Source organism: Dokdonella sp. (genome assembly GCF_035511235.1).
Lineage (GTDB): Bacteria > Pseudomonadota > Gammaproteobacteria > Xanthomonadales > Rhodanobacteraceae > Dokdonella.
This window is the reverse complement of the sequence record NZ_DATKFQ010000034.1, coordinates 65,531-88,731: the sequence shown is the minus strand read 5'-3', so window position 1 is coordinate 88,731 and position 23,201 is coordinate 65,531. Positions and strand designations below refer to the sequence as shown.

Here is a 23,201-nt window from a genome sequence, read left to right as displayed (position 1 = left end):
TCAGGATTCCCAGTTGCCGACGTCGGCCGCCTCGCCCTCGCCGCCGGCGCGACCGTCGGCGCCGAAGCTGTAGACGTCGACGGCGCCGCGCTGACCCGGCATCTGGTACTGGTAAGGACGGCCCCACGGATCCTTCGGCATCTGGTTGAGGTAGGGGCCCTTCCAGTTCGGCGCCTCCGGCTGGCCTGACGGCCGCGTGACCAGCGCCTGCAGCCCCTGCGACGCGCTCGGATAGGCGAAGTTGTCGAGCTTGTAGAGATTGAGCGCGGTGACGATGCCCTGGATGTCCTGACGCGCGCGCGTGATGCGTGCCTCGCCGGGGCGGTCCATGAACTGCGGCACGACGATCGCGGCGAGGATGCCGATGATCACGACGACGACGATGATCTCCAGCAGCGTGAAGCCGCGCGCGCGGCGCGAGGATCGGAACGGAAGCAGGCGCATGGTCGGCTACTTGTGCGGATGCGAGGTGGCGCCGATCATAGCAAGCCATGTCCGCTTCCCGCTCCGCCGCGCTGGCCGCGCGCGACCTCGCCGTGGTCTGGCATCCGTGCACGCAGATGCACGACCACGAAACCCTGCCGATGCTGCCGATCGAGCGTGCCGAGGGCGTCTGGCTGCACGGCTGTGACGGCCGGCGCTGGATCGACGCGGTCAGCTCATGGTGGACCAACGTGCTCGGTCACCGCCATCCGCGCATCGTCGCCGCGCTGAAGGACCAGCTCGACCGCCTCGACCACGTCATGCTGGCCGGCTTCACGCACGAGCCGGCGGTCGCGCTCGCCGAGGCGCTGGTGCGCGTCGCGCCGCCGGGCCTGGCGCGCGTGTTCTACGCCGACAACGGCTCGAGCGCGGTCGAGGTCGCGCTGAAGCTCTCGTTCCACTACTGGCGCAACCTCGGCCGCGGCATGCGCACGCGTTTCGTCGCGCTCAACGGCAGCTACCACGGCGAGACGCTCGGCGCGCTGTCGGTGACCGACGTCGCGCTGTACCGGCGCACCTATGCGCCGCTGCTGCTCGAGCCGTTCCTGGTGCCGCCGCCGGACGGCAGCACGCGCCGGCCCGGCGAGTCGGCCGAGGCCGAGACCGCGCGCTGTCTCGACGCGCTGCGCGAGGTGCTCGAGCGCCACGGCGAGTCGATCTGCGCGCTGATCGTCGAACCGCTGGTGCAATGCGCCGGCGGCATGCGCATGTATCCGCCGGCGTATCTGGCCGGCGCGCGCGCGCTCTGCGATGCGCACGGCGTGCATCTGATCGCCGACGAGATCGCGACCGGATTCGGCCGCACCGGCACGCTGTTCGCGTGCGAGCAGGCCGGCATCGCGCCGGATCTGATGTGCGTGTCCAAGGGCCTGACCGGCGGCACCCTGCCGCTGGCCGCGGTGCTCGCGACCGAGGCGATCTACGCAGCGTTCTACGCCGAGCACGCCAGCGGCAAGGCATTTCTGCATTCGCACAGCTACACCGGCAATCCGCTGGCCTGCCGCGCCGCCTGCGCGACATTGGCGATCTTCGAGGACGAGCCGGTGCTCGAGCGCAATCGCGCGCTGGCCGCGCACCTGGCCGAGCAGCTGGCGGCGCTGGCCGGTCACCGCCACGTCGCCGGCATCCGCCAGACCGGCATGATCGCCGCGCTCGATCTGGTCCGCGCCGACGGCACGCCGTTCGCGCCGGGCGAGCGGCGCGGCCTGCGCGTCTATCGACACGGACTCGACCACGGCGTCGTGCTGCGGCCGCTCGGCGACGTGATCTACTTCATGCCGCCGTACGTGATCACGCCCGAGGAAATCGACCGCGTCGTCGCGGTCGCCGCGGCCGGCATCGAGCGCGCCGCCGCCGATTGAGCCGGCTCGCCGCCGATGGCGGTGTCGGGTCGCCGCCTGGGGACGATGCGGACCTGCGGCGGTTCCGGCGCGCCTCGCCGGCGCGAACACCGTGCGGCCGGTGTGCGGCGTCGATTGGCCCGGCGACGATCGCATCGAGCGTCCGGCACCGACGGAACCGTCCAGCCTCGCGCGATCCTGCCCGGTTCCGGGGCGGCGCCCGGTTCGGGCGTCCGGCGTCCAGGTCACGCCGGCATGCCGCGCTCCGGACCGTGCCCTCGCGCGGTCACAGCGCCCGCGTCAGGAAGCGGCTGTACGGATCGGGCGCGTAGTCGCCGAACGGCGCGCAATCGGTGAAGCCGAAGCGCAGGTACAGCGCATGCGCCGGTGCGAACGCGGGCCCCGAACCGGTCTCGAGGCTGAGCCGTCGACAGCCGCACCCGCGCGCCTCGGCGATCAGATGCTCGAGCAGGCGAGCCGCGACGCCGCGGCGGCGGTAGGCATCGACGGTGCGCATCGACTTGATCTCGCCGTGGCCCGGTTCCAGCGCCTTGAGCGCGCCGCAGCCGGCGAGGTGCTCGCCGTCCCAGACGCTCCAGAACGTGATCGGTGCGGCACGCAGCGCGGCGACGTCGACGTCGAGCGCGTGCACGCTCTCGGGCGGCGAATGCCGGGCCAGATCGGCGCGATGCGCGCGCAGCAGCGCGACGGTGCGCGGATCGGACAGGTCGTCGCGGCGAATGTCCAGGAGCGCTCCATGTGTCGGCGGCGGGCAGGGCGCCCAGCATAGAACGTCGCGCCGCGTACGGGCGAGGCTGCGGCCGCCACGGCGGTCGCACGGCACCTCCGTTCGCGGTTGGGCCCGGTTCGATCCGGTCGATCGCGCGGCCGCCGGGCGGCAGGGCGACGCCGCCGGGCCGCTGTTTCGCTGGTCGGGTTCGGCGCCGGCCGCCCGCGTGTGAGATTTTCCGCCGTGCCGCGAATCACTCCTCGACCCCCAGCCAGCCCATTGCCCGTGCCGATCCCATCCACCCCACGCACCGCGTCGCCCGAGTTCACCGATCGGGTCGAGGCGCACCGCGGCATCCTGTTCAAGGTCGCGGCCAGCTACGGCCGCAGCGCCGAAGACCGTGCCGATCTGATCCAGGACATCACGCTGCAGCTGTGGCGCGCCTGGCCCGGCTACGACCCCGGCCGTCCGTTCGCGACCTGGATGTACCGCATCGCGCTGAACGTCGCGATCACGCAGCAGCGCCGCGAGCGGCCGCTGGCCGCGCACGATCCGCTCGGCGAAGAGCATGCCGATCTGATCGGCCTGGACGATGTCGACGCCGAGGATCGCGAGCGCCTGGCCCTGGTTCAGCGCGCGATGCGCGCGCTCGGCGCGCTCGACCGCGCATTGCTGCTGCTGCACCTGGACGGCTGCAGCCATCGCGAGATCGGCGAGGTGCTCGGCATCCGCGACGGCAACGTCGCGACGCGGCTGGGCCGCATCAAGCAGCACCTGCGCCGGCAGACCGGCGCGGCCACCCGGAACGAAGGAGAGACGCGATGAACTACGACGAACTCGAACAGGCCTGGCGCGGACTCGGCGAGCGGCTCGACCGCTGCCAGCTGTCGATCGACCGGCAGCGCCGCCGCGACGCACTCGGCGCCGCGCGCGCCCGGCTGCGCCTGCTGTCGCTGGGACAGCTCGTGCAGCTGGCGATCGGTGTGCTCATCGTGCTGAGCGCCGGCAGCTACTGGTGGGCGCGGCTCGATCAGCCGCATCTGGCGGTCTACGGCATCGCGATCCATCTCTACGGCCTGGGGCTGCTGGTCGCGGCCGGCACGCAGCTGGCCGCGCTCGTGCGGATCGACTACCGCGCGCCGGTGCTGGCCGTGCAGCGCCAGCTGCTGGCGCTGCGGCGCCTGCGCGTGACCGCCGATCGCTGGCTGCTGATCGCCGGCTTCGTGGTCTGGGTGCCGTTCGTGTTCGCGCTGCTCGCCGCGGCCGGGCTCGATGTCTGGTCCACCCGGCCGGCCGTGGTCGGCTGGAATCTCGCCGCCGGTCTCGCGCTGGCGGCGCTCGTCGGCTGGCTGACGCTGCGTTTCCGCACCGCGTTCGAGCGCGACGCGGCCGGCCGCAGCCTGCGCGACGCACAGGCCGATCTGGCCGAGTTCGAGGGCGCCGACTGATGCGGCGATGCCGGGCGTGCGGCGATTTTCGTACACTGCCCGCGTCATGCGCATTCCCCGTGTCTACGTCGCCGGCGCCCTGGTCAGCGGGCGCGAGATCGATCTGCCGGCCCAGGCCGGCGAACACCTGGTCCGCGTGCTGCGCCTGGAGCGCGGCCATCCGCTGGTGCTGTTCAACGGCGACGGCGGCGAGTACGCCGCGACGATCGCCTCGCTGGCCAAGCGCGGCGTGACCGTGCAGGTCGGAGACGTCCGTGCCGGGACCGACCGCGAGAGTCCGCTGCGGCTGGTGCTGGCGCAGGGCATCGCGCGCGGCGAGAAGATGGACTGGGTGCTGCAGAAGGCGACCGAGCTCGGCGTCGAGCGCATCGTGCCGCTGATCACCGAGCGTACCGAGGTGCGTCTGGACGCCGACCGCGCCGAGCGCCGCCTCGCGCACTGGCAGGCGGTGCTGGCCGGCGCCTGCGAGCAATCCGGACGCAATCGCCTGCCGGAGCTGGCCGCGCCGGTGCGGCTCGCGCACTGGGCCGCGTCGCTCGGCGCCGACGCCGGCCGGCGGCTGGCGCTCGATCCGGCCGGCGATCGGCGCGCGGCCGATCTGCCGCGGCTGGAGGCGGCGACGCTGGTCGTCGGGCCCGAAGGCGGCCTGTCCGACCAGGACCTGGCGATCCTGCGCCAGGCCGGTTTCGACGGTCTGCGGCTCGGGCCGCGGATCCTGCGCACCGAGACCGCCGGCCTGGCCGCGATCGCCGCGCTGCAGGCGCTGCACGGCGACCTGTAGGCATCGTTCGCCCGGCGCCCGGGGGCCGGCTTCCGCATCGCGATGCGGGCTCGTCCGGTTCGCCGCCGCATCCGCGGCATCGATCCGGCGCCCGCGGATGCCGGCTCACGAGGACCGCCGCGGCGGCGACCGGCACGTCGTCTGAACGGCGCAGGCGGCGACGCCCGCCGCGGCTATGGGCCAAATTCGGCGCCGGTGCGACAATCGGGGTTTCGCGCGCACTCCGTGGAACCGGCATGCAGGACACCACCCAACGTCTGGCCACCGCCCGTGATCGGAAGATCCAGCCGATCGACGCCGATGCGATCCCGCTGACGATCAACGGCAAGCCGTATTTCCACGGCGGCGACCCGGACATGCCGCTGCTGTGGTTCCTGCGCGACGTGCTGCGCCTGACCGGCACCAAGACCGGCGGCTGCGGCGACGGTGCCGATTGCGGCGGCGTCTGCACGCTGCTGGTCGAGGGCCGTGCGGCACGCGCCTGCCGCACGCCGATGCGCGAGCTGATCGGCAAGCGCGTGGTGACGATCGAGGGTCTGCACGAGGGCGCGCTGCATCCGGTCCAGCAGGCCTGGATCGAGGAGGACGTCTCGCCGACCGGCTACGTCCAGCCGGCCGTCATCATGGCGGCGGTCGGTCTGCTGATGCGCAACCCCCGGCCGAGCGAGGAGGAGATCGCCGGCCTGGCCGTGCTCTGCCGCGACGGCTCCTATCCGCGCATACGCCGCGCGGTCGCGCGCGCCGCCGAGCTGATGCGGGCGGCCGGCGCATGAGCACGGTCGATCGTGCGCGGCGGCGCTTCCTGACGATCGCGCTCGGTGCCGGCGGCGCTCTGCTGGTCGGCTTCCGCGAGGCGGCCGCCGCGCAGTTCCCCGAGGACTTCCCGACCGAGCTGCTCGGCGACGACCTGACCGCGCTCGGCCCGTTCATCCGGATCGAGCGCGACAACCGCGTCGTGATCGGCGCGCCCGGCTGCGAGGTCGGCCAGGGTGTCATGACCTCGCTGCCGATGCTGATCGCCGAGGAACTCGGCGTCGACTGGCGCCAGGTGCGCGTGCTGCAGCTGCCGTACGGCTACGCCGGCGACGGCGCGGCCGGCAGCGACCGCTACGGCCCGCAGGGTGGCGACCGACCCGGCCGCGTCGACGAGGACCGCGAGGATCTGCGCCGCGCCGGTGCCACCGCGCGTGCCCTGCTGGTCGCGGCCGCCGCGCAGGAGTGGCAGCTGGACGCGGCCGCGCTGCGCACCGAGGCCGGCCAGGTCGTCGCGCCGGACGGGCGGCGCCTGACCTATGCCGCGCTGGCGCGCAGCGCCGCGGCGCAGCCGGCGCCGGCCGAGCCGGTGCCGCTGAAGGATCCGGCGCGCTACACGATCATCGGCCGGCCGACGCGGATCGCCGACGCGCGCGAACTGGTGACCGGCCGCGCGCGTTTCGGCAGCGACGCCTATCGCGCCGACGCGCTGATCGCGGTGGTGCTGCGCTGTCCGTATCGCGACGGCAGCCTCGACGGCCACGACGACGCCGAGGCGCGCAAGGTGCCGGGCGTGCGCGAGATCGTCGTGCTCGAGCCGCCGCCGGCCGGCGCGCCGTGGGACGGCCATCAGGCCGCCGGCGTCGCCGTGCTCGCCGATACGACCTGGGCCGCGCTGCAGGGCCGCGCCCGGCTCGGCGTGACCTGGAAGCCCGGGCCTTGGCAGGAGGAATCGAGTACGGCCCTGATGGCCGCCGCGCACGCCGCGCTCGACAGCGGCGAGGGTACGCTCGAGCTGCGCCGCGACGGCGATCTCGAACGCGCGCGGCGCCAGGCGCTGCGCCTGATCGAGGCGCGCTACGAGATGCCGTTCCTCGCCCACGCGGTCGACGAGCCGCCCGGCGCCCTGGTCGAGCTCAAGCAGGACCGCGCCCTGCTGATCGCCTCGCTCGAGAACCCCGACGAGGCCTCGGCGATCGTCAGCCGCCTGACCGGCCTGCCGCGCAGCGCGGTCGAGATCCGCCTGACCCGCGCCGGCGGCAGCTACGGGCGCCGCCTGCGCAACGATTTCGTCGCCGAGGCGGTGCTGATCGCCAAGGCCGCCGGCAAGCCGGTCAAGCTGGTCTGGACCCGCGAGGACGATCTGCGCCACGACGGGTACCGCCCGCTCGGCGTGCATCAGCTGGCGGCGACGCTGGACCGGCGCGCGCGCATCACCGGCTGGTCGCACCGCTGCGCGGCGACGCCGCGCAACGACGGCGATCCGCGTCTGGCCGGCCAGCCGGCCTGGGCCGGCTGCCTGGAGGCCGACGGCTTCCCGGCCGGCCTGATCGAGCATGTCGAGAAGACCTTCCAGCCGATAGCGGCCGGGGTGCGGCGCGGCGACTTCCCGGGCGGCGCGCACAGCTTCAGCGCGTTCGCCGAGCAGTGCTTCGTCGACGAGATCGCCGTGGCGACGCGGCAGGACGCGGTCAAGCTGCGCCTGGGCCTGCTCGGCGAGCCGCGCGCGCTGCCGTACGGCGGCGCCGGCGGTCCGGTCTTCGACACCGGGCGCATGGCGCACGTACTGCAGACCTGCGCGACGCGGCTGGGCTGGGGCGTGCGGCGCAGCGACGGCCGCGGCCTCGGCATCGCCTGCCACTTCACCGACGGCGGCTACGTCGCCGAAGGCATGGACGTGTCGGTCGAGGGCGACCAGCTGGTGATCCACCGCGCGATCTGCGTGGCCGACATCGGCCGCATGGTCAATCCGCTCAACACCGAGTCGCAGCTGTCGGCGGCGATGCTCGACGGCATCTCCTGCGCGCTCGACCAGGTCGTCACCATTCGCGACGGGCAGGTCCAGGAGCGGGATTTCGGCGATTACCGCCTGCTCGACGGCACGCAGGCGCCGCGTCAGGTCGAGATCGTGATCGTGCCGTCCGACGCGGCGCCGGCACCGGCCTACGATGCCGCGATCACGCCGGCGGCGCCGGCGCTGGCCAACGCGATCCATGCTGCGACGACGGTGCGCATCCGCCGGCTGCCGCTGCGGCCGGAGCTGATGCGGATGCTGTGACCGCGTGGCCGCGTGACCGGGCCCGGCGAACGCGGCCGCGTCGTGTCTGCGCTCAGGTCTTGCGTTTGAACAGCTTCGGCACCGCGCCGGCCAGCGCCACCGCGCCGAGCGCGATCAGCTTCCAGAACTTCAGCAGCACCAGGCCGATCTTCGCGAACAGGCCCGACTTGGCGGCGAGCGTGCCGGCCACGAGAGCGCCGACGCCATAGGCGGCGGCCCGGTCGGTGGTCGCATCGTAATCGGCGTAGCGGTAGCCGGCATCGAAGTCGGCCATCGCCAGCAAGGCCTGCATGTCTCCGCGCACCTGGCCCAGCGCGTCCAGCGGCGCGATCGCGTTGAAGCTCAGGTAGCCGTGGCGGCCGAGCGTGCGGATGTCGTAGTTGAGCGTGTGCGCCGCTCCCTCCCCGCCGAAGACCAGATCCTTGGCCCAGTAGAGCGAGTTGCGGGCGCCGTCGTAGTGAGGCGGTTCGGCCCAGCCGGAGAGCTCCACGGTGTCGTAGCCGTGCTGCCGGCGCTGCTCGTTGGCGTCGCGCGTCGCGGCCTGCATGTCCCGGAGCATCGAGGCGTAGTCGATCGTCGCGGCTTCCGCATCGGAGACGTGGCCGTCGTCCGAATAGGTCACGACGACCGCCCAGCCCGCCTCGTCGAGCAGGCTCTGCCGGCCTTGCGGCAGAATCAGGCCGAGCACGTCCGAATCGGGCGGATTGCCCCAGAGCTGTTCGAGCACGGCCTGGGCATCGGTGGCGCGCAGATAGGCGTACTCGGGCGCCAGCTTGAGCGTCGCATGCGCTTCGGGCAGCGCGATCGTGCCCGATTCAAAGCGCAGGCCGTCGAGGAAGGATTGCAGCTGGGCGTTGCCCGACGCCTCCTCGGCACGCACGGCGGTCGGCAGCAGCAGGGCGATCAGGACGATCGCGCGCAGGATCGATGACATCGGTACGATTCCCCTGATGGTGGTGGCACCGCGCCAGCCCCTGCGGCGCGGCAGCATCGTCCGCAGCGAGATGCGGGCGGCGACCGCCGCATTATCGTCCGCCGGGCGCCGGCGTGGGAACCGCGAGCGGCGGCGGCAGGCTGAGGTCGAGCGGCCGCGCCGGCGCGCGTGGATCGGTCGTCGGCGCCGGCACAGCCGGAACGGCGTCGACGGGGCCGGCCAGGCTGCGCGGCAGCGGCGGATCGGCGCGCATCGCGCGCAGTTCCTCGATCGTTGCCTGCGGTGCCTTGCCCCAGCCGCAGCCGCCGAGGATCAGCATCCACGTGCAGCGCACCTGATAGCCCTGCGGCAGGTCGACCGTGCGCGAGACCGTATGCTCGCGCAGCCACTGCCCGCCGAGCGTCTCGTCGCGCGGCGCCCAGTCCTTCTCGAACCGCGTCGGCGCATATGGCAGCGGGCTGCGATGCGCGAGCGGATCGGGCGCGCCGGCCTCGCGTAGCGGGCGGTTCGAGAACGTGCGCGGCGCCGCGACCGGTGCCGGCAGCCGCGGCGTACCGTCGCGCTCGATCCAGCGCGGCGCCGGATCGGTGCGATCCGGCTCGGGCGTTGCGCCGGTGTCGGCTGCGAGCGGTGCCGCGGCGGTGTCGTCCGCGGCCGCGCGCGGCGCTGCTGGCGCCGATACGTACGGCATCGGCGTTGCACTCGATGGCGGTGGCGCCGGTACCGCCGGTGCCGCGATCGGATCCGGTCCTGCATCGATCAGGCGCAGATGCATCACCTCGTCGGCCGTGCGCGGCGCCGGCGCAGCATCCGGTCGGTGCAGCTGCGCGGCGCGATACGCCGCGATCGCGAACAGCCCATGCAGCACGAGCGCCAACGTCAGCGCGGCCAGGCGGCGCTGCCGCTCGCCGGGTTCGAGGCGCTGCTTGCGCATGCGGGCGGCGGATGCCGCGCGCGGGCCCGGTCGGCCGGCGGAGGGCGTCATCGCGGGCGGCGGGGCGCGTTCAGCGCGCCGGGTCGCAGCCGTCCGCCGCGCGCTCGCCGCGCCGGGTGGCGTTGCGTTCGATCGACTCGGCATTGGCCAGGCCGATCCACGCCAGATACTTGCGCGCGACCTCGTCGCCGGCCGACTCGTCGCGTCGGAACGCCTGGGCGAAGCGCGTGCGCTGGCAGTCGAGCGGATTCTCGCCGCGCCGCTGCAGCTCGGCCCAGCGCTGCTGGCCGGCCTGCTGCGGATTGGCCGGTTCGGGCGTCGGCGCGACCGGGCGATCGGGCAGACGCACCGAGCCGTCCGGATTGAACAGTCCGGCGGCCGCGCCGGCACCGATGCGGCCCTGCGTCGTCGTCGGCGCCTCGGTGCGCAGCGGCGGGGGCGGTGCGACCGGCGCCTTCGGCGGCGCGATCGCGATGCGGCTCGGCCGCGCGACGATCGGCGCAGGCTCCGGCTCGGGCGGCAGCGGCTCGCTCGCGGCGAGGTCGATCACCGTCACCGCGATCGGCCGGTCCGGCGCCGCCCGGCGGACCGAACGCTGCATGCCGACCGCGAAGCCGGCCAGCTCGACCAGGGTCACCAGCACGGCGATCGCGACGCCGAGCGCGATGCCGCGTCCGCTGATCTCGCGGCCGCGGCGGCGCAGGCTGCGCTGCCACGGGCCGCTCGGCGCAGCGGACAACGCGTGCAGATCCGGATCGAGCGGCCGTACCGGCGGAGCGCCGGGCGGCGGGGAGGGCGGAGCGATGGCAGGCCTCGGTGAAGATGAACCGACGCCGAAGCATAAGAGGCTGCGGCTAAAGCCGCGGTTAACTGCGGATACCGGACCGGCGGGGGCGCCGGCGCCGACGTGCCGCGGCGATCAGCCCCGAGTGCCGCCGCGCTTGCCGATGCCGACCAGGTCGAACAGGCCGGCCTGCTGGCGCTTGCCGAGTCCGTCGAACCACTCGATCAGCGCCGCCTGCTGCGGCGTCAGCATCGCGTAGCGGTCGCCGTCCTCGGCGACGAGGTCGATCGGATCGCCGTGGATCTTCGGGCCGCGCCCGGTTGCCAGGTACTCGAACGCCAGCCCGGTGCGGCGCGCCAGCGCGATCAGGTTCTCGACGCTCGGACAGGTGCCGTCGACGCGCTCCCACTGCGCGACCGCGCTGCGCGAGACGCCCAGATCCAGCGCGAGCGCTTCCTGCGAGAGGTTGATCCTCGCGCGTGCGTCGCGAATGCGTCGATACAGAGTGCTCACGCCCTACCTGCCCAGGGTTGGCGCGCCTGTATAGCGCGCTGGCGGAGGGGCTGGCGTTCATATCGCTTGCAAACGATGTTTGGAAAGTAATACTTTCGGATCGCCGGTGGGGCCGGTGAGCGACGCGCAACACCCATCCAAGGAGAGGACCGACATGACCACGACCTGGCGTCTCATCGACCCGATGCCGGTGGCCCTGCTGATCGCCGCGCTCGATACCGGCAGCGCGGCCGGCCCGACGATCGGACGCTGCCGGCGCGTCAACCGCCGCTTCGGCGAGCAGCTCGGCTACGACTGCGAAGACATCGGCCAGGTGCGAAGCTGGCTCGAACGCGCCTGCGCGCACGATCGGCGCGCGCCGGTCGCGCGGCTCGACCGCCTCGTACGTGCGGCCGCGGCGCGTACGCTGCGCGTGCAGCTGCTGCGCAAGGACGGCCGCGCACGCTGGTTCGACATCGACGCCGCGCGCTGCGAGGACGCCGGCACCGCGCATTGCGCGCTCGCGTTCACCGACGTCACCGAGCGCGTGCGGATCGGCCGCCGCCTCCAACGGCTCGGCCGCTGCGATGCGCTGACCGGCGTGCTGACGCGGCAGTCGCTGATCGCGCGCCATGCCGAGGTCTTCGCGGCCGATGCGGTCGGCTACGGCCTGCTGCTGTGCGAGATCGAAGGCCTGCGCCGCCTCAACGAGCGCTGCGGACATGCCGCCGGCGACGCGGCGCTGGCCGATTGTGCGCGGCAGCTGCGCCGGCGCGCCGGCGCCGGCGCGCTGATCGGACGCTGGGACGGCGACCGCTTCGCGGTGCTGGTGCCGGCCTGCACGCCGGTGGCGCTGCGGCAGCGCGCGCAGACGCTGATGCGTGCCGTCGGCGGTACCGCGGCCGACCGGTCCGAGGCGGCCGTGTCGCTGTCGATCGGCGCCGCCTGCGCCGCCGCCGGCACGCCGCTGGGCGCGGCTGCGCGGCGCGCGACCGGCGCACTCGCGTTCGGGCGCAGCGCCGGTCGCGGCCGGATCGAACTGGACTGACGGCAGCGGCGCCGCCGTGTCGCGCCATGCTCAGCGCATGGGGGCCGCCGCGCCGTCGAGCCGCAGCGACAGCCAGGCCGCCACGCGCTCGGCGCAGCCGGCCGCGATGCGTCCGAGCAGCGGATCGACGTGACCGGCAGCGGGCGTACAGACGAAATCGGCGCCGAGCCGCGTCGCCAGGGCGCGACCGACGCTCGGCGGCACCTCCTGGTCGCGTCCGCCGCTGAGCACCAGGATCGGGCAGCGCGGCGGCTCGACGGCGACGCCGTCGCGGGCCTCGGCGAGCACGGTGCCGGACTCGTCGCGCCAGCGCCGGTAGGCATACAGGCAGGCGGCGTCGTCGCAGCCCTCGAGCGCGCGCCGGGTGCCGCCGAGCGAGCGCGAGCGGCCCCACGGCACGATCGCGCCCGGTCGCTCGCGCTGGACGTGGCCGGCTGCGCGCCGCAGCGGCCGCGCCAGCACGCCGGCCGGCGGCAGCGGATTGACCAGCACCAGGGCGGCCGGCCGCAGCTGGGCTGCCGCCGACAAGGCGAGCAGGCCGCCGAGGCTGGCGCCGGCGAGGATCGGCGCGGCGCCGGCCGCGCCGCACCAGTGGACGACCTGGGCGCGGTAGTCGGCGAAATGCGTCGCCGCCAGTCCGGCATCGGCCGGCATCAGATCCGGTGCGATCACCGCGCGGCCGCGCGCGGCGAACACGCGGGCCCAGATCGCCCACTCCCAGCCGCCGGCCCCGGCTCCGTGCACGCACACCAGCGGCGTTCTTTCCTGCATTGCGTCTTGACCCTCGGCGGCGACCGGAGAAGTCTAGGGCCAGCCATCGATGCCGCACCATGGGTGCCGGCCGGACCCCGTCGCGACGGCGGTCGAGCGATGCGCGATCGCCGCCGCGCGCGCCCCGACCGGGGCGGACGGACCGTGACGGATACCGACCGGCGACCTCGATGCGCGGCCCGCGACCGCCGCCAAGCTGCGGCCGCGGCCGTCGATGCCGCTGCGTCCGCGCCGGCCGGTCGGCTGCTGCGGGCCGCGGCGGATGCCGAGGATCGTCCGCCGGCCGGTGGGCGGCCGGCCGCAGCCGGCGCCGCCCCGCGACGATCCGTCTTCTTTCCGGACGAGGATCGATCATGGCCTACAGCACCGCAGACATCCGCAACATCGCCCTGGCAGGACACGCAGGCGCCGGCAAGACCACGTTGTTCGAAGCCCTGCTGCTCGCCGGCGGCACGATCGGAGCGGCAGGCGCGGTCGAGCGCGGCACGACCGTGTCGGATTTCGATCCGATGGAGAAGGAGCGCCACCACTCGATGCAGGCGTCGATCGCCGCGATCGACCGTCCCGGCGGCTGTCACGTCAATCTGATCGACACGCCCGGGCTGCACGACTTCCGCGGGCCGGCGCTGTCGGCGCTGGACGCGGTCGAGACCGTCGCGATCGTCGTCAACGCCGGCGCCGGCATCGAGCATTCGACGCGGCGGCTGATGGAGCACGCGCGGCTGCGCGGCGACGCCCGGCTGCTGGTGATCAACAAGATCGACCAGGACGGCATCGACCTGGCCGGTCTGGTCGAGTCGCTGCGCGAGGCCTTCGGCAGCGAATGCCTGCCGATCAATCTGCCGGCCGACGGCGGCCGCAGCGTCGTCGACTGCTTCTTCCGGCCGTCCGGCGCCGCCGACTTCTCGTCGGTGGCCGAGGCGCATCAGCGCATCATCGATCAGGTGGTCGAGATCAACGAGAACCTGATGGGACGTTATCTGGATGTCGGCGAGGCGGGCCTGGCCGGCGAAGACCTGCACGCGGCATTCGAGCAATGCCTGCGCGAGGGCCACCTGGTGCCGATCTGCTTCTGCTCGGCGCGCAGCGGCGCCGGCGTCGCCGAGCTGCTCGACCTGATCGAGCGCCTGCTGCCGAATCCGGCCGAGGGCAACGCGCCGCCGTTCGTCAAGGGCCAGGGCGCCGACGCGGTGCCGCTGCGCGCCGAGCCCGATCCGGACCGGCACGTGATCGCCGACGTGTTCAAGATCGTCAACGATCCGTTCGTCGGCAAGCTCGGCATCTTCCGCGTCTACCAGGGCACGGTGCGCCGCGACACGCAGCTGTTCGTCGACGACGGCCGCAAGCCGTTCAAGGTCGGGCATCTGTTCCGGATCCACGGCAAGGACCACGTCGAGATCGACTGCGCGATCCCCGGCGACATCGCCGCGGTCGCCAAGATCGAGGACATCCACTTCGACGCGGTGCTGCACGATTCCCACGACGAGGACCACATCCATCTCGCGCCGCTGGCGTTTCCGCAGCCGATGTTCGGCCTCGCGGTCGAGCCGGCGCACAAGGGCCAGGAGGCCAAGCTCGCCAACGCGCTGGCCAAGCTGTCCGAGGAAGACCCGTGCCTGCGCGTCGAGCACGATGCCGAGCTCAACGAGACCGTGGTGCGCGGCCTGTCGGACCTGCACGTCCGGCTGACGCTGGAGCGGATGCGCCAGCGCTACGGCGTCGAGGTCGCGACGCGGCCGCCGCGGATCGCCTATCGCGAGACGATCGCGGCGCCGGCCGAGGGCCACTACCGCCACAAGAAGCAGACCGGCGGCGCCGGCCAGTTCGGCGAGGTCTACCTGCGCGTGGAGCCGCTCGCGCGCGGTGGCGGGTTCGAGTTCGTCGACGAGGTCAAGGGCGGCGCGATCCCGGGCCAGTTCATGCCTGCGGTCGAGAAGGGCGTGCGCCAGGGCCTGGCGGCCGGTGCGGTCGCCGGCTTCGCGATGCAGGACATCCGCGTGTGCGTCTACGACGGCCGCTCGCATCCGGTCGATTCCAAGGAGGTCGCATTCGTCGCGGCCGGCCGCAAGGCCTTCATCGATGCGGTCGCCAAGGCGCAGCCGGTGGTGCTCGAGCCGATCGTCAACCTCGACATCGCCGTGCCCGACGGCCACATGGGCGACGTCACCGGCGGTCTGGCCGGCAAGCGCGCGCGCATTCACGGCACCGACGCCCGGCTCGGCGGCGAGTGCACGATCAAGGCGCAGGTGCCACTGGCCGAGGTGGTCGGCTACCAGACCGAGCTGAAGGCGATGACGGCCGGCCGCGGCCGCTACGCGATGGAGTTCAGCCACTACGAGGCGGTGCCGGCGCAGGTGCAGCGGCAGCTCGCCGGTGCCTGGCGTCCGCACGCCGACGAGGATTGACGCGCGGCGAGGAGGCCACGGTCGGCGGCGCGGCCCGCCGCCGCCGATCGGCACGTCACCCTGGCGCGCGCTTGCGCGATACTGGACGGCCCCCGCCGCACCGATATCGCCGATGCACAAGCCGTCTCGCCCGTGGTCCCACCTGTTCCGCTGCTGGCTCGCCGCCGTCGTGCTGGCGCTCTCCGGCTGCGGCAGCGCGCCGTCGCAGCGCGACGCCGATCTGAAGATCGCCACCTGGAATCTCGAACATCTCGCCGAGGCCGACGGCAGCGGCTGCCGGCCGCGCAGCGAGGCCGACTACGCCGCGCTGCGCCGCTACGCCGACGTGCTCGACGCCGACGTGATCGCGTTCCAGGAAGTCGAGTCGGCGCGCGCGGCGCGCCGCGTGTTCCCGGCCGACCGCTACGACATCGTGTTCTCCGAGCGCCCCGACAGCGGCAATCGCGGCTACTGCCGCCGCGGCGGTCCGGAGGCCGGCTTGCAGATCCGGCGCCAGAGCGTCGGCTTCGCGATCCGCAAGGGCGTGCCGTACACGCGCCACCCGGATCTGCGCGAGATCGCGCTCGGCAATCCGGACCTGCGCTGGGGTGTGGACATAACCGTGCGCGGCCGCCAGCCGCTGCGTCTGCTCGCGCTGCACCTCAAGAGCGGCTGCTCGACCGGCGATCGCAACGAGGCCTGCCCGACCTTGTTCGAGCAGGTGCCGGTGCTCGAGCGCTGGATCGACGCGCGCCGCGCCGAGGGCGCCGACTTCGCGCTGCTCGGCGACTGGAATCGCCGCATGAGCCTGGCCGGCGACGCGGTGTGGACGTCGCTGAGCGACGACCGCGCGCTGGTCGACGCGGCTGGCGGACGCAGTGCGACCTGCAAGCAGCGCTACCGCGATTTCATCGATCACATCGTGCTCGGCCCGGCCGCCGCCGAGCGCCTGCGGCCCGGCTCGTTCGAGGAGTTCACCTACGGCGTCCCCGAGGCCGAGCATCCGTCGGACCACTGCCCGATCGCGGTCAGCCTGCACTGAGCGGCCGCTGCGGCGGCTCGTGCGCGGCGGCTGGACCGATCGCCCGGATGCCGCCGAACGGCCCTTCAAGGTCCGCGCGGCACCGATCGCATCACCGGCCGAGCCGGCGCGCCCGGCGCCGCGGCCAGCGCCGGCAGCGACTGTCGCGGGCCCGCGCAGTAGCCGATCGAGCGCCGATTCGCATACGCTTGCGCAACCAACGGTGCCGCGCGCCGGCACGCGCGTGCGTGCCGCCGGGCGCCCTCAACTCCGTATCGAGGCAGGAATTCCCATGGGCAGAGGCCCCAGTATCGAAGGCCGCAAGAACGCCGAAGACGCGCGCCGCGGCAAGATCTTCACCAAGCTGATCCGCGAGATCACGATCGCCGCGCGCAACGGCGGCGATCCCTCGACCAATGCGCGCCTGCGCATGGGCGTGGACAAGGCCCTGTCGGCCAACATGTCCAAGGACACGATCGAGCGCGCGATCAAGCGCGGCTCCGGCGCCGACGGCGCCGACAACATGCAGGAGCTGCGCTACGAGGGCTACGGCCCGGCCGGCGTCGCCCTCATCATCGACTGCATGACCGACAACCCGGTGCGCACCGTCGCCGACGTGCGCCATGCGCTGTCGAAGAACGGCGGCAACCTCGGCACCAGCGGTTCGGTCGCGTTCCAGTTCGCACGGACCGGCGAGCTGGTCGTCGACACCGGCGCGGACGGCGCCGAGGACCGCGTGCTCGAGGTCGCACTCGAGGCCGGCGCCGACGACGTGCAGAGCGAAGCGGGCAGCAGCACCGTGCTGTGCGCGCCGGACCAGTTCGAGGCGGTCAAGCAAGCGCTGGCGGCGGCCGGCTTCGCGCCGATCCGCGCCGATGTCGTGATGCGGCCGGGAACCCGGGTCGCGGTCAGCGGCGAGGCGGCCGAGACCCTGGTCGATCTGCTCGAATGGCTCGAGGAGCTCGACGACGTGCAGGAGGTCTACCACAACGCCGCGCTGCCGGCCGCCTGAGCGGCCGGCAGCGTTCGCTCAGTACGTCGTGCCGCCGCGGCGTGACGGCGGTGCCGGCGGCGCGGCCGGCGCGCTCGGCGCGGCCGGCGGAGCGGCAGCGGGCGGCGGCGGTGTGGCCGGTGCAGACGGCGGCGCCGGTGGCGCGGGCGGTGCCGGCGGCGCGTTGAAGTCGACGTCGAAGATCGCCTTGTACTCGGGCGCTTTGGTCTTGAGCGCCAGCGTCTTGCGGTCGCGCAGCACGCTGACGTCGACGTCGCTGCCGGCCGGCTGGTCGCGCAGCGCGCGCAGCGCGTCCTCGGGCCGGACCACCTTCCTGCCGGCGACCGACTGGATCACGTCGCCGGGCTTGAGGCCCGGCAGGGCCCGTTCGCCGGTCTGCAGCACCAGTACGCCTTCGTCGGTGCCGAAGTAGCGGCCGAGATCCGGATTCAGCGAGGCCAGGTTGATGTTCCACCACGGCATCGCATCGCGGACGATGTCCAGACGCGCCAGATCGGCGCGCTTGCCGGCGTCGATCGCGACCACGCGCGCGCGCTCGGCGTGCCGGCCGGCGTCCACCGCCGCCAGGCGCGCATGCGCGGTCGCGCGGCGCACCTTCGCGTCGAGGTCCGGCGGCAGGCCGCCGTCCTCGATGCGCAGGCGCGTGCCGTCCGGGCCTTCGCTGCGGTCGACGAACAGGCGCGACCACTGCGCGGCCTCGCGCCGCTCGGCGGCGAGCTTGAGTTCCGACTGCGCCTTGCCGTCGCGGCGCCAGCCCAGGCGTACCTCCTGGCCGGCCGTGAGGCCGTCGAGCAGGCTGCGGGCCTGTGCGAGCGAGGCGTCCGGATCCTGCTTCGGAATCTTCTGGCCATTGATCGCGGTGATCACGTCGCCGCTGCGCAGGCCGGCGCGCGCGGCCGGTCCGTCCGGCGTGACGCCGGTGACCAGGACGCCGCCGTCGTCGCTGCCGCCGAGCACGACGCCGATGATCGCGCGGTCCGGTTCGTTGAGATAGCGCAGCGCATAGGCGCGCGGCCCGGTGTCGCCGAGCTCGCGCGACAGTTCGGCCATGCGCCGCGACAGATCGCTCATCTGCTGGCGCAGTTCGCCGAGCTCCTTGCGCGTGGCATCCGGATCGGCCGCGGCTGCGGGTGGTTCGGCGGCGCCGGCCTGGGCGCAGGCCAGGGCCAGGACCAGCAGCGGGAGGGGAGTCTTCATCGGGGTGACCTCGAACATCGTGGCGATGGATCAGAGCGACGTGACGTCGCCGGTGGAGGCGTCGGCCAGCGAGCGATCGCCGGTCAGGCCGTAAGGGGTGCTGCGGATGACCGCCAGGTCCTCGAGCAGGGCGACGCGCTGGCGCCACAGCGGCAGCGCTTCCTCGGCGCTGCGTGCCGCGCCGAGCTGCATGTCGACCAGCGCGATCAGGTCTTCGGTCTCGACGGTTGCCATCAGATTGCGGCCGTCCTGCTGCGAGGCGGCCGGCAGCGCGGCCAGCCACTGTTCGATGCGCTGCGAGCGGGCGCGCAGGCGCGCGGTCTCGGCATCGGCCGTGGTCGCGGCCGACGTGCCGCCGGCCACGCCGGCATCGGGGACCGGCGGCCGCGACGGCAGCCACAGCAGCACTGCCGCCAGCAGTGCGGCGGCCGCCGCCAGCGGCACGGCGATGCCGCGCCGCCGCGCCACGGTCCGGCGGTCCGACAGGTCGCCTGCGATCGACGACCACAGATCGGCCGGCGCTTCGGCGGCCGGCAGGCCGCGCAGCGCGGCGCCGAGACTGGCGTCGTCCGGATCGAACTTCATGCGGGCACGGTCAAGCATGGCGCCACCTCGGCGGTCGGTTGCAGCAGCTGGCGCAGGCGTGCGGTGCCGCGCGCCAGCTGCGACTTGGAGAAACTCGTGGTCATGCCGGTCATCTGGGCGATCTCCACATGCGTATAGCCCTCGACGTGATAGAGCCAGATCACGCTGCGCGTCATCGCCGGCAGTCGCGCCAGCGCGCCTTCGAGCAGGCGCGTATCGGCGTGCAGCCACGGCGCCGGCGCATCGCTCGGCAGGGTCTCGTCGTCGGGCACGTCCTCGAACGTCAATGCGCGTCCGCGGCGCAGGCGCATCAGGGCCTCGTTGAGCACGATCTGGCGCAGCCAGCCCCAGAACGGCGCATCGCCGCGGAACTGCCGCACCCGGTCGAACACGCGCAGCATCGCGTCATGGACGACGTCGCGGGCAAGCTCGGCGTCGGCGGTCAGGCGCAGCGCCAGCGTATAGGCCGGGCGCTCGAACGCGCGGTAGATCTGTTCGAACGCGGCGACCTCGCCGCGCCGGGCGCGGGCGATCACGGTGTCGGGGACCTCGATCTGGAACGAGTGCGTGCTCACGTCGATCCCGGATGCGCGGGGATGCCGAACGGTCGCAGCGGGTGCCGCCGCGCCGCGTCCGGCCGGACGCCGGTGCCGGCCGGCGCATTGTCCGCCTGTCCGGGCGGCCGCGGCGGACACCGGCCGTCCGGCCGCGATCCGGACAGAAAACGACGGAAGATCAATGTGTTGAAGGTTGGCATCGGACTTGCTTGAAAGAGGCTTGCGCGGTCCGGCGACCGCAGGAGACCCTCGCATGATTCGTGACACTTCCGCCCAGGACCGCGTGATGACCGCCGCCCCGCGCCGGGGCCGCATGCTGACCTGGATCGGCGTCGGCGTGGCCGCCGTGATCGGCCTGGCGCTGATCGTACCGACCGCCGCCCGTCTGTTCTCGGCCGACTCGGCCGCCAGCATCAGCCGCCTGCGCATCGCCGAGGTCACGCGCGGCACGCTGACGCGGGACGTATCGGTACAGGGCCGCGTCGTCGCCGCGGTCAGTCCGACGCTGTACGCGCGCACCGCCGGCACCGTCGACCTGATCGCGCAGGCCGGCGACCAGGTCAAGAAGGGCGACGTGCTGGCCGAGATCGACAGCCCCGAGCTCAGCAACCGGCTGCAGCAGGAGCAGGCCACGCTGCAGAGTCTGGAACTGGACGTGCAGCGCGCCAGCCTCGACCACCGCAAGCAGGCCCTGGCCGCCAAGAAGCTGCTCGACCAGGCGCGCATCGACCGCCAGACCGCCGCGCGCGACGTCGAGCGTACCGAGAAGGCCTGGAAGGCCGGTGCGATGCCCGAGCTGGACGTGCTGCGCGGCAAGGACGCGCTGGCCAAGGCCGACATCGACGTCGCCAACGCCGAGCAGGACATGAAGCTCGACATCGAGACGCTCGACTTCGACCTCAAATCCAAGCGCCTGGCGCTCGACCGCCAGCGTCTGCTGACCGCCGACCTGCAGCGCCAGGTCGACGAGCTCAAGATGCGCTCGCCGGTCGACGGCCAGGTCGGCCAGCTGATCGTGCAGCAGCGCGCCAACGTCGCCGCCGGCGCCGCGATCCTGACCGTGGTCGACCTGACCGCGCTCGAGGTCGAGGTGCAGGTGCCGGAAGTGTTCGCGCACGATCTGGCGATCGGCATGCCGGCCGAGATCCAGGACGCCAGCGGCAAGTACGGCGCCGAGATCCGCGCGGTCTCGCCCGAGGTCATCGACGGCCAGGTCACCGGCCGCATCCGCTTCGGCGACGCCAAGCCGGCCGGCCTGCGCCAGAACCAGCGCCTGACCACGCGCATCCTGATGGATTCGCGGCCCGACGTGCTGATGGTCGAGCGCGGCCCGTTCCTCGATTCCGGCGCCGGCCGCGTCGCCTACCGCGTCCGCGACGACGTCGCCGAGCGCGTCTCGATCCAGGTCGGCGCGACCAGCCTCAACGCCGTGGAGATCGTCAGCGGCCTCGCCCAGGGCGACCGCATCGTGATCTCCGGCACCGACCAGTTCAACGGCGCCCAGCGCATCGCGCTGTCGCGCTGACTCGCCGCCACCGCCGCGCGGCTTCCGGCCGCGCGGCGCACGATCCTCCGCCCCGATCCATCGCGCCCGAACGCCTCCTTCCGGACCAGGACACCTCGCCATGCTGAAGATGAACCACCTGCAAAAGGTCTACCGTACCCACCTGATCGAGACCCACGCGCTGCGCGACTTCTCGATCCACGTGCGCGCCGGCGAATTCGTCGCGGTGACCGGACCGTCCGGCTCGGGCAAGACCACGTTCCTCAACATCGCCGGCCTGCTCGAGGAATTCACCGGCGGCGAGTACTGGCTCGACGGCGTCGACGTGCGCGGCCTCGACGACAACGCACGCTCGAAGCTGCGCAACGAGAAGATCGGCTTCATCTTCCAGAGCTTCAACCTGATTCCCGATCTCAACCTGTTCGACAACGTCGACGTGCCGCTGCGCTACCGCGGCTTCCCGGCGGCCGAGCGCAAGCACCGCATCGAGGAGTCGCTGAGCCGCGTCGGCCTCGCCTCGCGCATCAAGCACTATCCGTCCGAGCTGTCCGGCGGCCAGCAGCAGCGCGTGGCGATCGCGCGCGCCCTGGCCGGCTCGCCGCGCCTGCTGATGGCCGACGAGCCGACCGGCAACCTCGATTCGCTGATGGCGCGCGGCGTCATGGAGCTGCTCGAGGAGATCAACCGCCAGGGCACGACGATCGTCATGGTCACGCACGATCCGGAGCTGGCCGCGCGCGCGCAGCGCAACGTGCACGTCATGGACGGCCAGGTCACCGATCTCGGCGACGAGGTCAGCCTGCGCCGCCAGAAGGCGGCCCATCCCGACCACGCCGCAGCGGTCTGATCGAGGACGCCCGATGTTCGCCTACTACCTGCAACTGGGCCTGCGCAGCCTGCGCCGCAACCCGATCCTGACCGCCCTGATGGTGCTCGGCATCGCGCTCGGCATCGGCGCCAGCATGACGACGCTGACCGTGTTCTACCTGATGGGCAGCGATCCGATTCCGTGGAAGAGCAGCAAGCTGCATTACGTGCAGCTGGACAACTGGAGCCCCGACGAGGGCGCCGGGTCGGACGGCCGCCCGCCCGATCAGGTGACCTATCGCGACGCGGTCGCGCTGATGACCGCCGGCAAGGCCGACCGCCAGGCCGCGATGTACAAGATCTCGCTGCCGGTGCAGCCGGAGAATCCGGACGTCAAGCCGTTCATGGCGCTCGGCCGCGCGACCTACTCGGACTTCTTCGCGATGTTCGAGCCGCCGTTCGCGTACGGACAGCCGTGGGGCCGCGATCAGGATGCGCAGCACGCCCGCGTGATCGTGCTGAGCCACGACACCAACGAGACGCTGTTCGGCGGCGTCGACAGCGTCGGCAAGACCGTGCGCATGGACGGCGTGGACTACACCGTGGTCGGCGTGCTCGCCAAGTGGGAGCTGCGCATCAAGTACTACGATCTCACCAACGGCGCGTTCAACAATCCCGAAGAGTTCTTCCTGCCGTTCACGACGGCGATCGAGACTAAGCGCCGCTCGACCGGCAACAACAGCTGCTGGCGTTCGCCGGGTGCCGGCTGGGAGGCTTATCTCGACTCGGACTGCGTGTGGATCCAGATGTGGGTCGAGCTCGACTCGCCGGCGCGCGTCGAGGAGTACATGGCCTATCTCAACAGCTACGTCGAGGAACAGAAGAAGCTCGGCCGCTTCCCGCGTCCGCTCAACAATCGCCTGCCCGACGTCAAGCAGTGGATGGCCGACCAGGAAGTCGTCTCGCGCGACGTCGAGGTGCAGGTCGGTCTTGCGTTCGCGTTCCTGGTCGTGTGCCTGATCAACACGATCGGCCTGCTGCTCGCCAAGTTCACGCGCCGCGCCGGCGAGATCGGCCTGCGCCGCGCGCTCGGCGCCAGCCGGCGCCAGGTGTTCATGCAGTTCCTGATCGAGTCGGGCGTGGTCGGCCTCAGCGGCGGCCTGATCGGCCTGGTGCTGACCGGCCTGGGCCTCGTCGCGGTGCGCAGCCTGTACCGGCAGTACGCGAACGTGACGCATCTGGACTGGGCGATGGTGATGACGACGATCGCGCTGGCGATCCTCGCCGCGATCCTCGCCGGCCTGTATCCGACCTGGCGTGCCTGCCGCGTGCAGCCCGCCGCGCAACTGAAGATGTGA

General features: G+C 72.9%; 23 protein-coding genes. 13 read left to right on the top strand and 10 right to left on the bottom strand.

Translation table 11 applies throughout. The annotated features are described in order from the left end of the window. Positions 1–444 (bottom strand): type II secretion system major pseudopilin GspG, encoded by a 444-nt coding sequence (gene gspG, locus VMR06_RS14170; RefSeq protein WP_325377393.1) that lies wholly within the window; start codon positions 442–444, stop codon positions 1–3. A 47-nt stretch (positions 445–491) separates the two neighbouring features. Between gspG and VMR06_RS14165 the strand changes: the two genes are divergently transcribed. Continuing rightward, positions 492–1,844, top strand: coding sequence for an adenosylmethionine--8-amino-7-oxononanoate transaminase (locus VMR06_RS14165; RefSeq protein ID WP_325377391.1), 1,353 nt, complete (start codon positions 492–494; stop codon positions 1,842–1,844). 265 nt (positions 1,845–2,109) lie between these two features. Here the strand turns inward: VMR06_RS14165 and VMR06_RS14160 are convergent, their stop codons facing one another. After that, positions 2,110–2,667, bottom strand: a complete 558-nt coding sequence (locus tag VMR06_RS14160) for a GNAT family N-acetyltransferase (protein ID WP_325377389.1) — start codon at positions 2,665–2,667, stop codon at positions 2,110–2,112. A 171-nt stretch (positions 2,668–2,838) separates the two neighbouring features. On the opposite strand from VMR06_RS14160, the gene VMR06_RS14155 reads away from it, so the two are divergent. The 5 genes from VMR06_RS14155 (at position 2,839) to VMR06_RS14135 (ending at position 7,813) form a co-directional block, all read left to right on the top strand. Then, positions 2,839–3,378: a sigma-70 family RNA polymerase sigma factor gene (locus VMR06_RS14155; protein WP_325377387.1), complete on the top strand. Its 540-nt coding sequence runs from the start codon at positions 2,839–2,841 to the stop codon at positions 3,376–3,378. Then, positions 3,375–4,001, top strand: a complete 627-nt coding sequence (locus VMR06_RS14150; RefSeq protein WP_325377386.1) for a hypothetical protein — start codon at positions 3,375–3,377, stop codon at positions 3,999–4,001. Before VMR06_RS14155 ends, VMR06_RS14150 begins: the two co-directional genes overlap by 4 nt. 46 nt (positions 4,002–4,047) lie before the next feature. Further along, complete coding sequence (locus tag VMR06_RS14145; RefSeq protein WP_325377384.1) at positions 4,048–4,782, top strand: 16S rRNA (uracil(1498)-N(3))-methyltransferase; 735 nt, start codon at positions 4,048–4,050, stop codon at positions 4,780–4,782. Between the two features lie 236 nt (positions 4,783–5,018). Continuing rightward, complete coding sequence (locus VMR06_RS14140) at positions 5,019–5,555, top strand: (2Fe-2S)-binding protein (RefSeq protein WP_325377382.1); 537 nt, start codon at positions 5,019–5,021, stop codon at positions 5,553–5,555. Further along, entirely contained in the window at positions 5,552–7,813 is a 2,262-nt protein-coding gene (locus VMR06_RS14135) for a xanthine dehydrogenase family protein molybdopterin-binding subunit (protein WP_325377380.1), read from the top strand. Before VMR06_RS14140 ends, VMR06_RS14135 begins: the two co-directional genes overlap by 4 nt. Before the next feature lie 52 nt (positions 7,814–7,865). On the opposite strand, the gene VMR06_RS14130 is transcribed toward VMR06_RS14135, so the two are convergent. The 4 genes from VMR06_RS14130 to VMR06_RS14115 form a co-directional block, all read right to left on the bottom strand. After that, the gene (locus VMR06_RS14130; RefSeq protein ID WP_325377378.1) at positions 7,866–8,747 is read right to left on the bottom strand and encodes a DUF2167 domain-containing protein; all 882 of its coding nucleotides are present in this window, start codon (positions 8,745–8,747) and stop codon (positions 7,866–7,868) included. 91 nt (positions 8,748–8,838) lie between these two features. Beyond that, entirely contained in the window at positions 8,839–9,681 is an 843-nt protein-coding gene (locus VMR06_RS14125; RefSeq protein WP_325377376.1) for a hypothetical protein, read from the bottom strand. A 70-nt stretch (positions 9,682–9,751) separates the two neighbouring features. Next, complete coding sequence (locus VMR06_RS14120) at positions 9,752–10,420, bottom strand: hypothetical protein (protein WP_325377374.1); 669 nt, start codon at positions 10,418–10,420, stop codon at positions 9,752–9,754. A 180-nt stretch (positions 10,421–10,600) separates the two neighbouring features. Beyond that, on the bottom strand, positions 10,601–10,978 hold the full coding sequence (locus VMR06_RS14115) for a helix-turn-helix transcriptional regulator (protein ID WP_325377372.1): 378 nt from the start codon (positions 10,976–10,978) through the stop codon (positions 10,601–10,603). 154 nt (positions 10,979–11,132) lie between these two features. On the opposite strand from VMR06_RS14115, the gene VMR06_RS14110 reads away from it, so the two are divergent. Then, a complete protein-coding gene (locus VMR06_RS14110) occupies positions 11,133–12,005 on the top strand; it encodes a GGDEF domain-containing protein (protein ID WP_325377370.1) in 873 nt (290 codons plus the stop codon). 30 nt (positions 12,006–12,035) lie between these two features. Here VMR06_RS14110 and VMR06_RS14105 read toward each other — a convergent pair whose 3' ends face one another. Then, positions 12,036–12,776, bottom strand: coding sequence for an alpha/beta fold hydrolase (locus VMR06_RS14105; protein ID WP_325377368.1), 741 nt, complete (start codon positions 12,774–12,776; stop codon positions 12,036–12,038). Positions 12,777–13,129: 353 nt separating this feature from the next. Between VMR06_RS14105 and fusA the strand changes: the two genes are divergently transcribed. The 3 genes from fusA (at position 13,130) to VMR06_RS14090 (ending at position 17,193) form a co-directional block, all read left to right on the top strand. Further along, complete coding sequence (fusA, locus tag VMR06_RS14100; protein WP_325377366.1) at positions 13,130–15,181, top strand: elongation factor G; 2,052 nt, start codon at positions 13,130–13,132, stop codon at positions 15,179–15,181. A 112-nt stretch (positions 15,182–15,293) separates the two neighbouring features. Further along, positions 15,294–16,202, top strand: a complete 909-nt coding sequence (locus tag VMR06_RS14095; RefSeq protein ID WP_325377364.1) for an endonuclease/exonuclease/phosphatase family protein — start codon at positions 15,294–15,296, stop codon at positions 16,200–16,202. Between the two features lie 271 nt (positions 16,203–16,473). Next, on the top strand, positions 16,474–17,193 hold the full coding sequence (locus VMR06_RS14090) for a YebC/PmpR family DNA-binding transcriptional regulator (protein ID WP_325377360.1): 720 nt from the start codon (positions 16,474–16,476) through the stop codon (positions 17,191–17,193). An 18-nt stretch (positions 17,194–17,211) separates the two neighbouring features. On the opposite strand, the gene VMR06_RS14085 is transcribed toward VMR06_RS14090, so the two are convergent. Genes VMR06_RS14085 through VMR06_RS14075 form a run of 3 tightly spaced genes read right to left on the bottom strand, consistent with a single transcriptional unit; the run spans position 17,212 to position 19,550 of the window. Next, positions 17,212–18,390 carry a PDZ domain-containing protein gene (locus VMR06_RS14085; protein ID WP_325377358.1) on the bottom strand — a complete coding sequence of 393 codons (1,179 nt, stop codon included), beginning with the start codon at positions 18,388–18,390 and terminating at the stop codon, positions 17,212–17,214. Between the two features lie 30 nt (positions 18,391–18,420). After that, a complete protein-coding gene (locus tag VMR06_RS14080) occupies positions 18,421–18,993 on the bottom strand; it encodes a hypothetical protein (protein WP_325377356.1) in 573 nt (190 codons plus the stop codon). Further along, on the bottom strand, positions 18,972–19,550 hold the full coding sequence (locus tag VMR06_RS14075; protein ID WP_325377354.1) for a sigma-70 family RNA polymerase sigma factor: 579 nt from the start codon (positions 19,548–19,550) through the stop codon (positions 18,972–18,974). Before VMR06_RS14075 ends, VMR06_RS14080 begins: the two co-directional genes overlap by 22 nt. Positions 19,551–19,785: 235 nt before the next feature. Between VMR06_RS14075 and VMR06_RS14070 the strand changes: the two genes are divergently transcribed. From VMR06_RS14070 to VMR06_RS14060, 3 genes are all read left to right on the top strand, one after another. Next, the gene (locus tag VMR06_RS14070) at positions 19,786–21,057 is read left to right on the top strand and encodes an efflux RND transporter periplasmic adaptor subunit (protein WP_325377352.1); all 1,272 of its coding nucleotides are present in this window, start codon (positions 19,786–19,788) and stop codon (positions 21,055–21,057) included. Positions 21,058–21,157: 100 nt separating this feature from the next. Further along, on the top strand, positions 21,158–21,883 hold the full coding sequence (locus tag VMR06_RS14065; protein WP_325377350.1) for an ABC transporter ATP-binding protein: 726 nt from the start codon (positions 21,158–21,160) through the stop codon (positions 21,881–21,883). Between the two features lie 13 nt (positions 21,884–21,896). After that, entirely contained in the window at positions 21,897–23,201 is a 1,305-nt protein-coding gene (locus VMR06_RS14060) for an ABC transporter permease (protein WP_325377348.1), read from the top strand.

Bases quoted from the DNA above. Each gene is read 5' to 3' on its own strand.
- gspG (WP_325377393.1), bottom strand. From the start codon at position 444: ATGCGCCTGCTTCCGTTCCGATCCTCGCGCCGCGCGCGCGGCTTCACG.
- VMR06_RS14165 (WP_325377391.1), top strand. From the start codon at position 492: ATGTCCGCTTCCCGCTCCGCCGCGCTGGCCGCGCGCGACCTCGCCGTG.
- VMR06_RS14150 (WP_325377386.1), top strand. From the start codon at position 3,375: ATGAACTACGACGAACTCGAACAGGCCTGGCGCGGACTCGGCGAGCGG.
- VMR06_RS14145 (WP_325377384.1), top strand. From the start codon at position 4,048: ATGCGCATTCCCCGTGTCTACGTCGCCGGCGCCCTGGTCAGCGGGCGC.
- VMR06_RS14140 (WP_325377382.1), top strand. From the start codon at position 5,019: ATGCAGGACACCACCCAACGTCTGGCCACCGCCCGTGATCGGAAGATC.
- VMR06_RS14135 (WP_325377380.1), top strand. From the start codon at position 5,552: ATGAGCACGGTCGATCGTGCGCGGCGGCGCTTCCTGACGATCGCGCTC.
- VMR06_RS14130 (WP_325377378.1), bottom strand. From the start codon at position 8,747: ATGTCATCGATCCTGCGCGCGATCGTCCTGATCGCCCTGCTGCTGCCG.
- VMR06_RS14125 (WP_325377376.1), bottom strand. From the start codon at position 9,681: ATGCGCAAGCAGCGCCTCGAACCCGGCGAGCGGCAGCGCCGCCTGGCC.
- VMR06_RS14110 (WP_325377370.1), top strand. From the start codon at position 11,133: ATGACCACGACCTGGCGTCTCATCGACCCGATGCCGGTGGCCCTGCTG.
- VMR06_RS14105 (WP_325377368.1), bottom strand. From the start codon at position 12,776: ATGCAGGAAAGAACGCCGCTGGTGTGCGTGCACGGAGCCGGGGCCGGC.
- fusA (WP_325377366.1), top strand. From the start codon at position 13,130: ATGGCCTACAGCACCGCAGACATCCGCAACATCGCCCTGGCAGGACAC.
- VMR06_RS14095 (WP_325377364.1), top strand. From the start codon at position 15,294: ATGCACAAGCCGTCTCGCCCGTGGTCCCACCTGTTCCGCTGCTGGCTC.
- VMR06_RS14090 (WP_325377360.1), top strand. From the start codon at position 16,474: ATGGGCAGAGGCCCCAGTATCGAAGGCCGCAAGAACGCCGAAGACGCG.
- VMR06_RS14085 (WP_325377358.1), bottom strand. From the start codon at position 18,390: ATGAAGACTCCCCTCCCGCTGCTGGTCCTGGCCCTGGCCTGCGCCCAG.
- VMR06_RS14080 (WP_325377356.1), bottom strand. From the start codon at position 18,993: ATGCTTGACCGTGCCCGCATGAAGTTCGATCCGGACGACGCCAGTCTC.
- VMR06_RS14070 (WP_325377352.1), top strand. From the start codon at position 19,786: ATGATTCGTGACACTTCCGCCCAGGACCGCGTGATGACCGCCGCCCCG.
- VMR06_RS14065 (WP_325377350.1), top strand. From the start codon at position 21,158: ATGCTGAAGATGAACCACCTGCAAAAGGTCTACCGTACCCACCTGATC.
- VMR06_RS14060 (WP_325377348.1), top strand. From the start codon at position 21,897: ATGTTCGCCTACTACCTGCAACTGGGCCTGCGCAGCCTGCGCCGCAAC.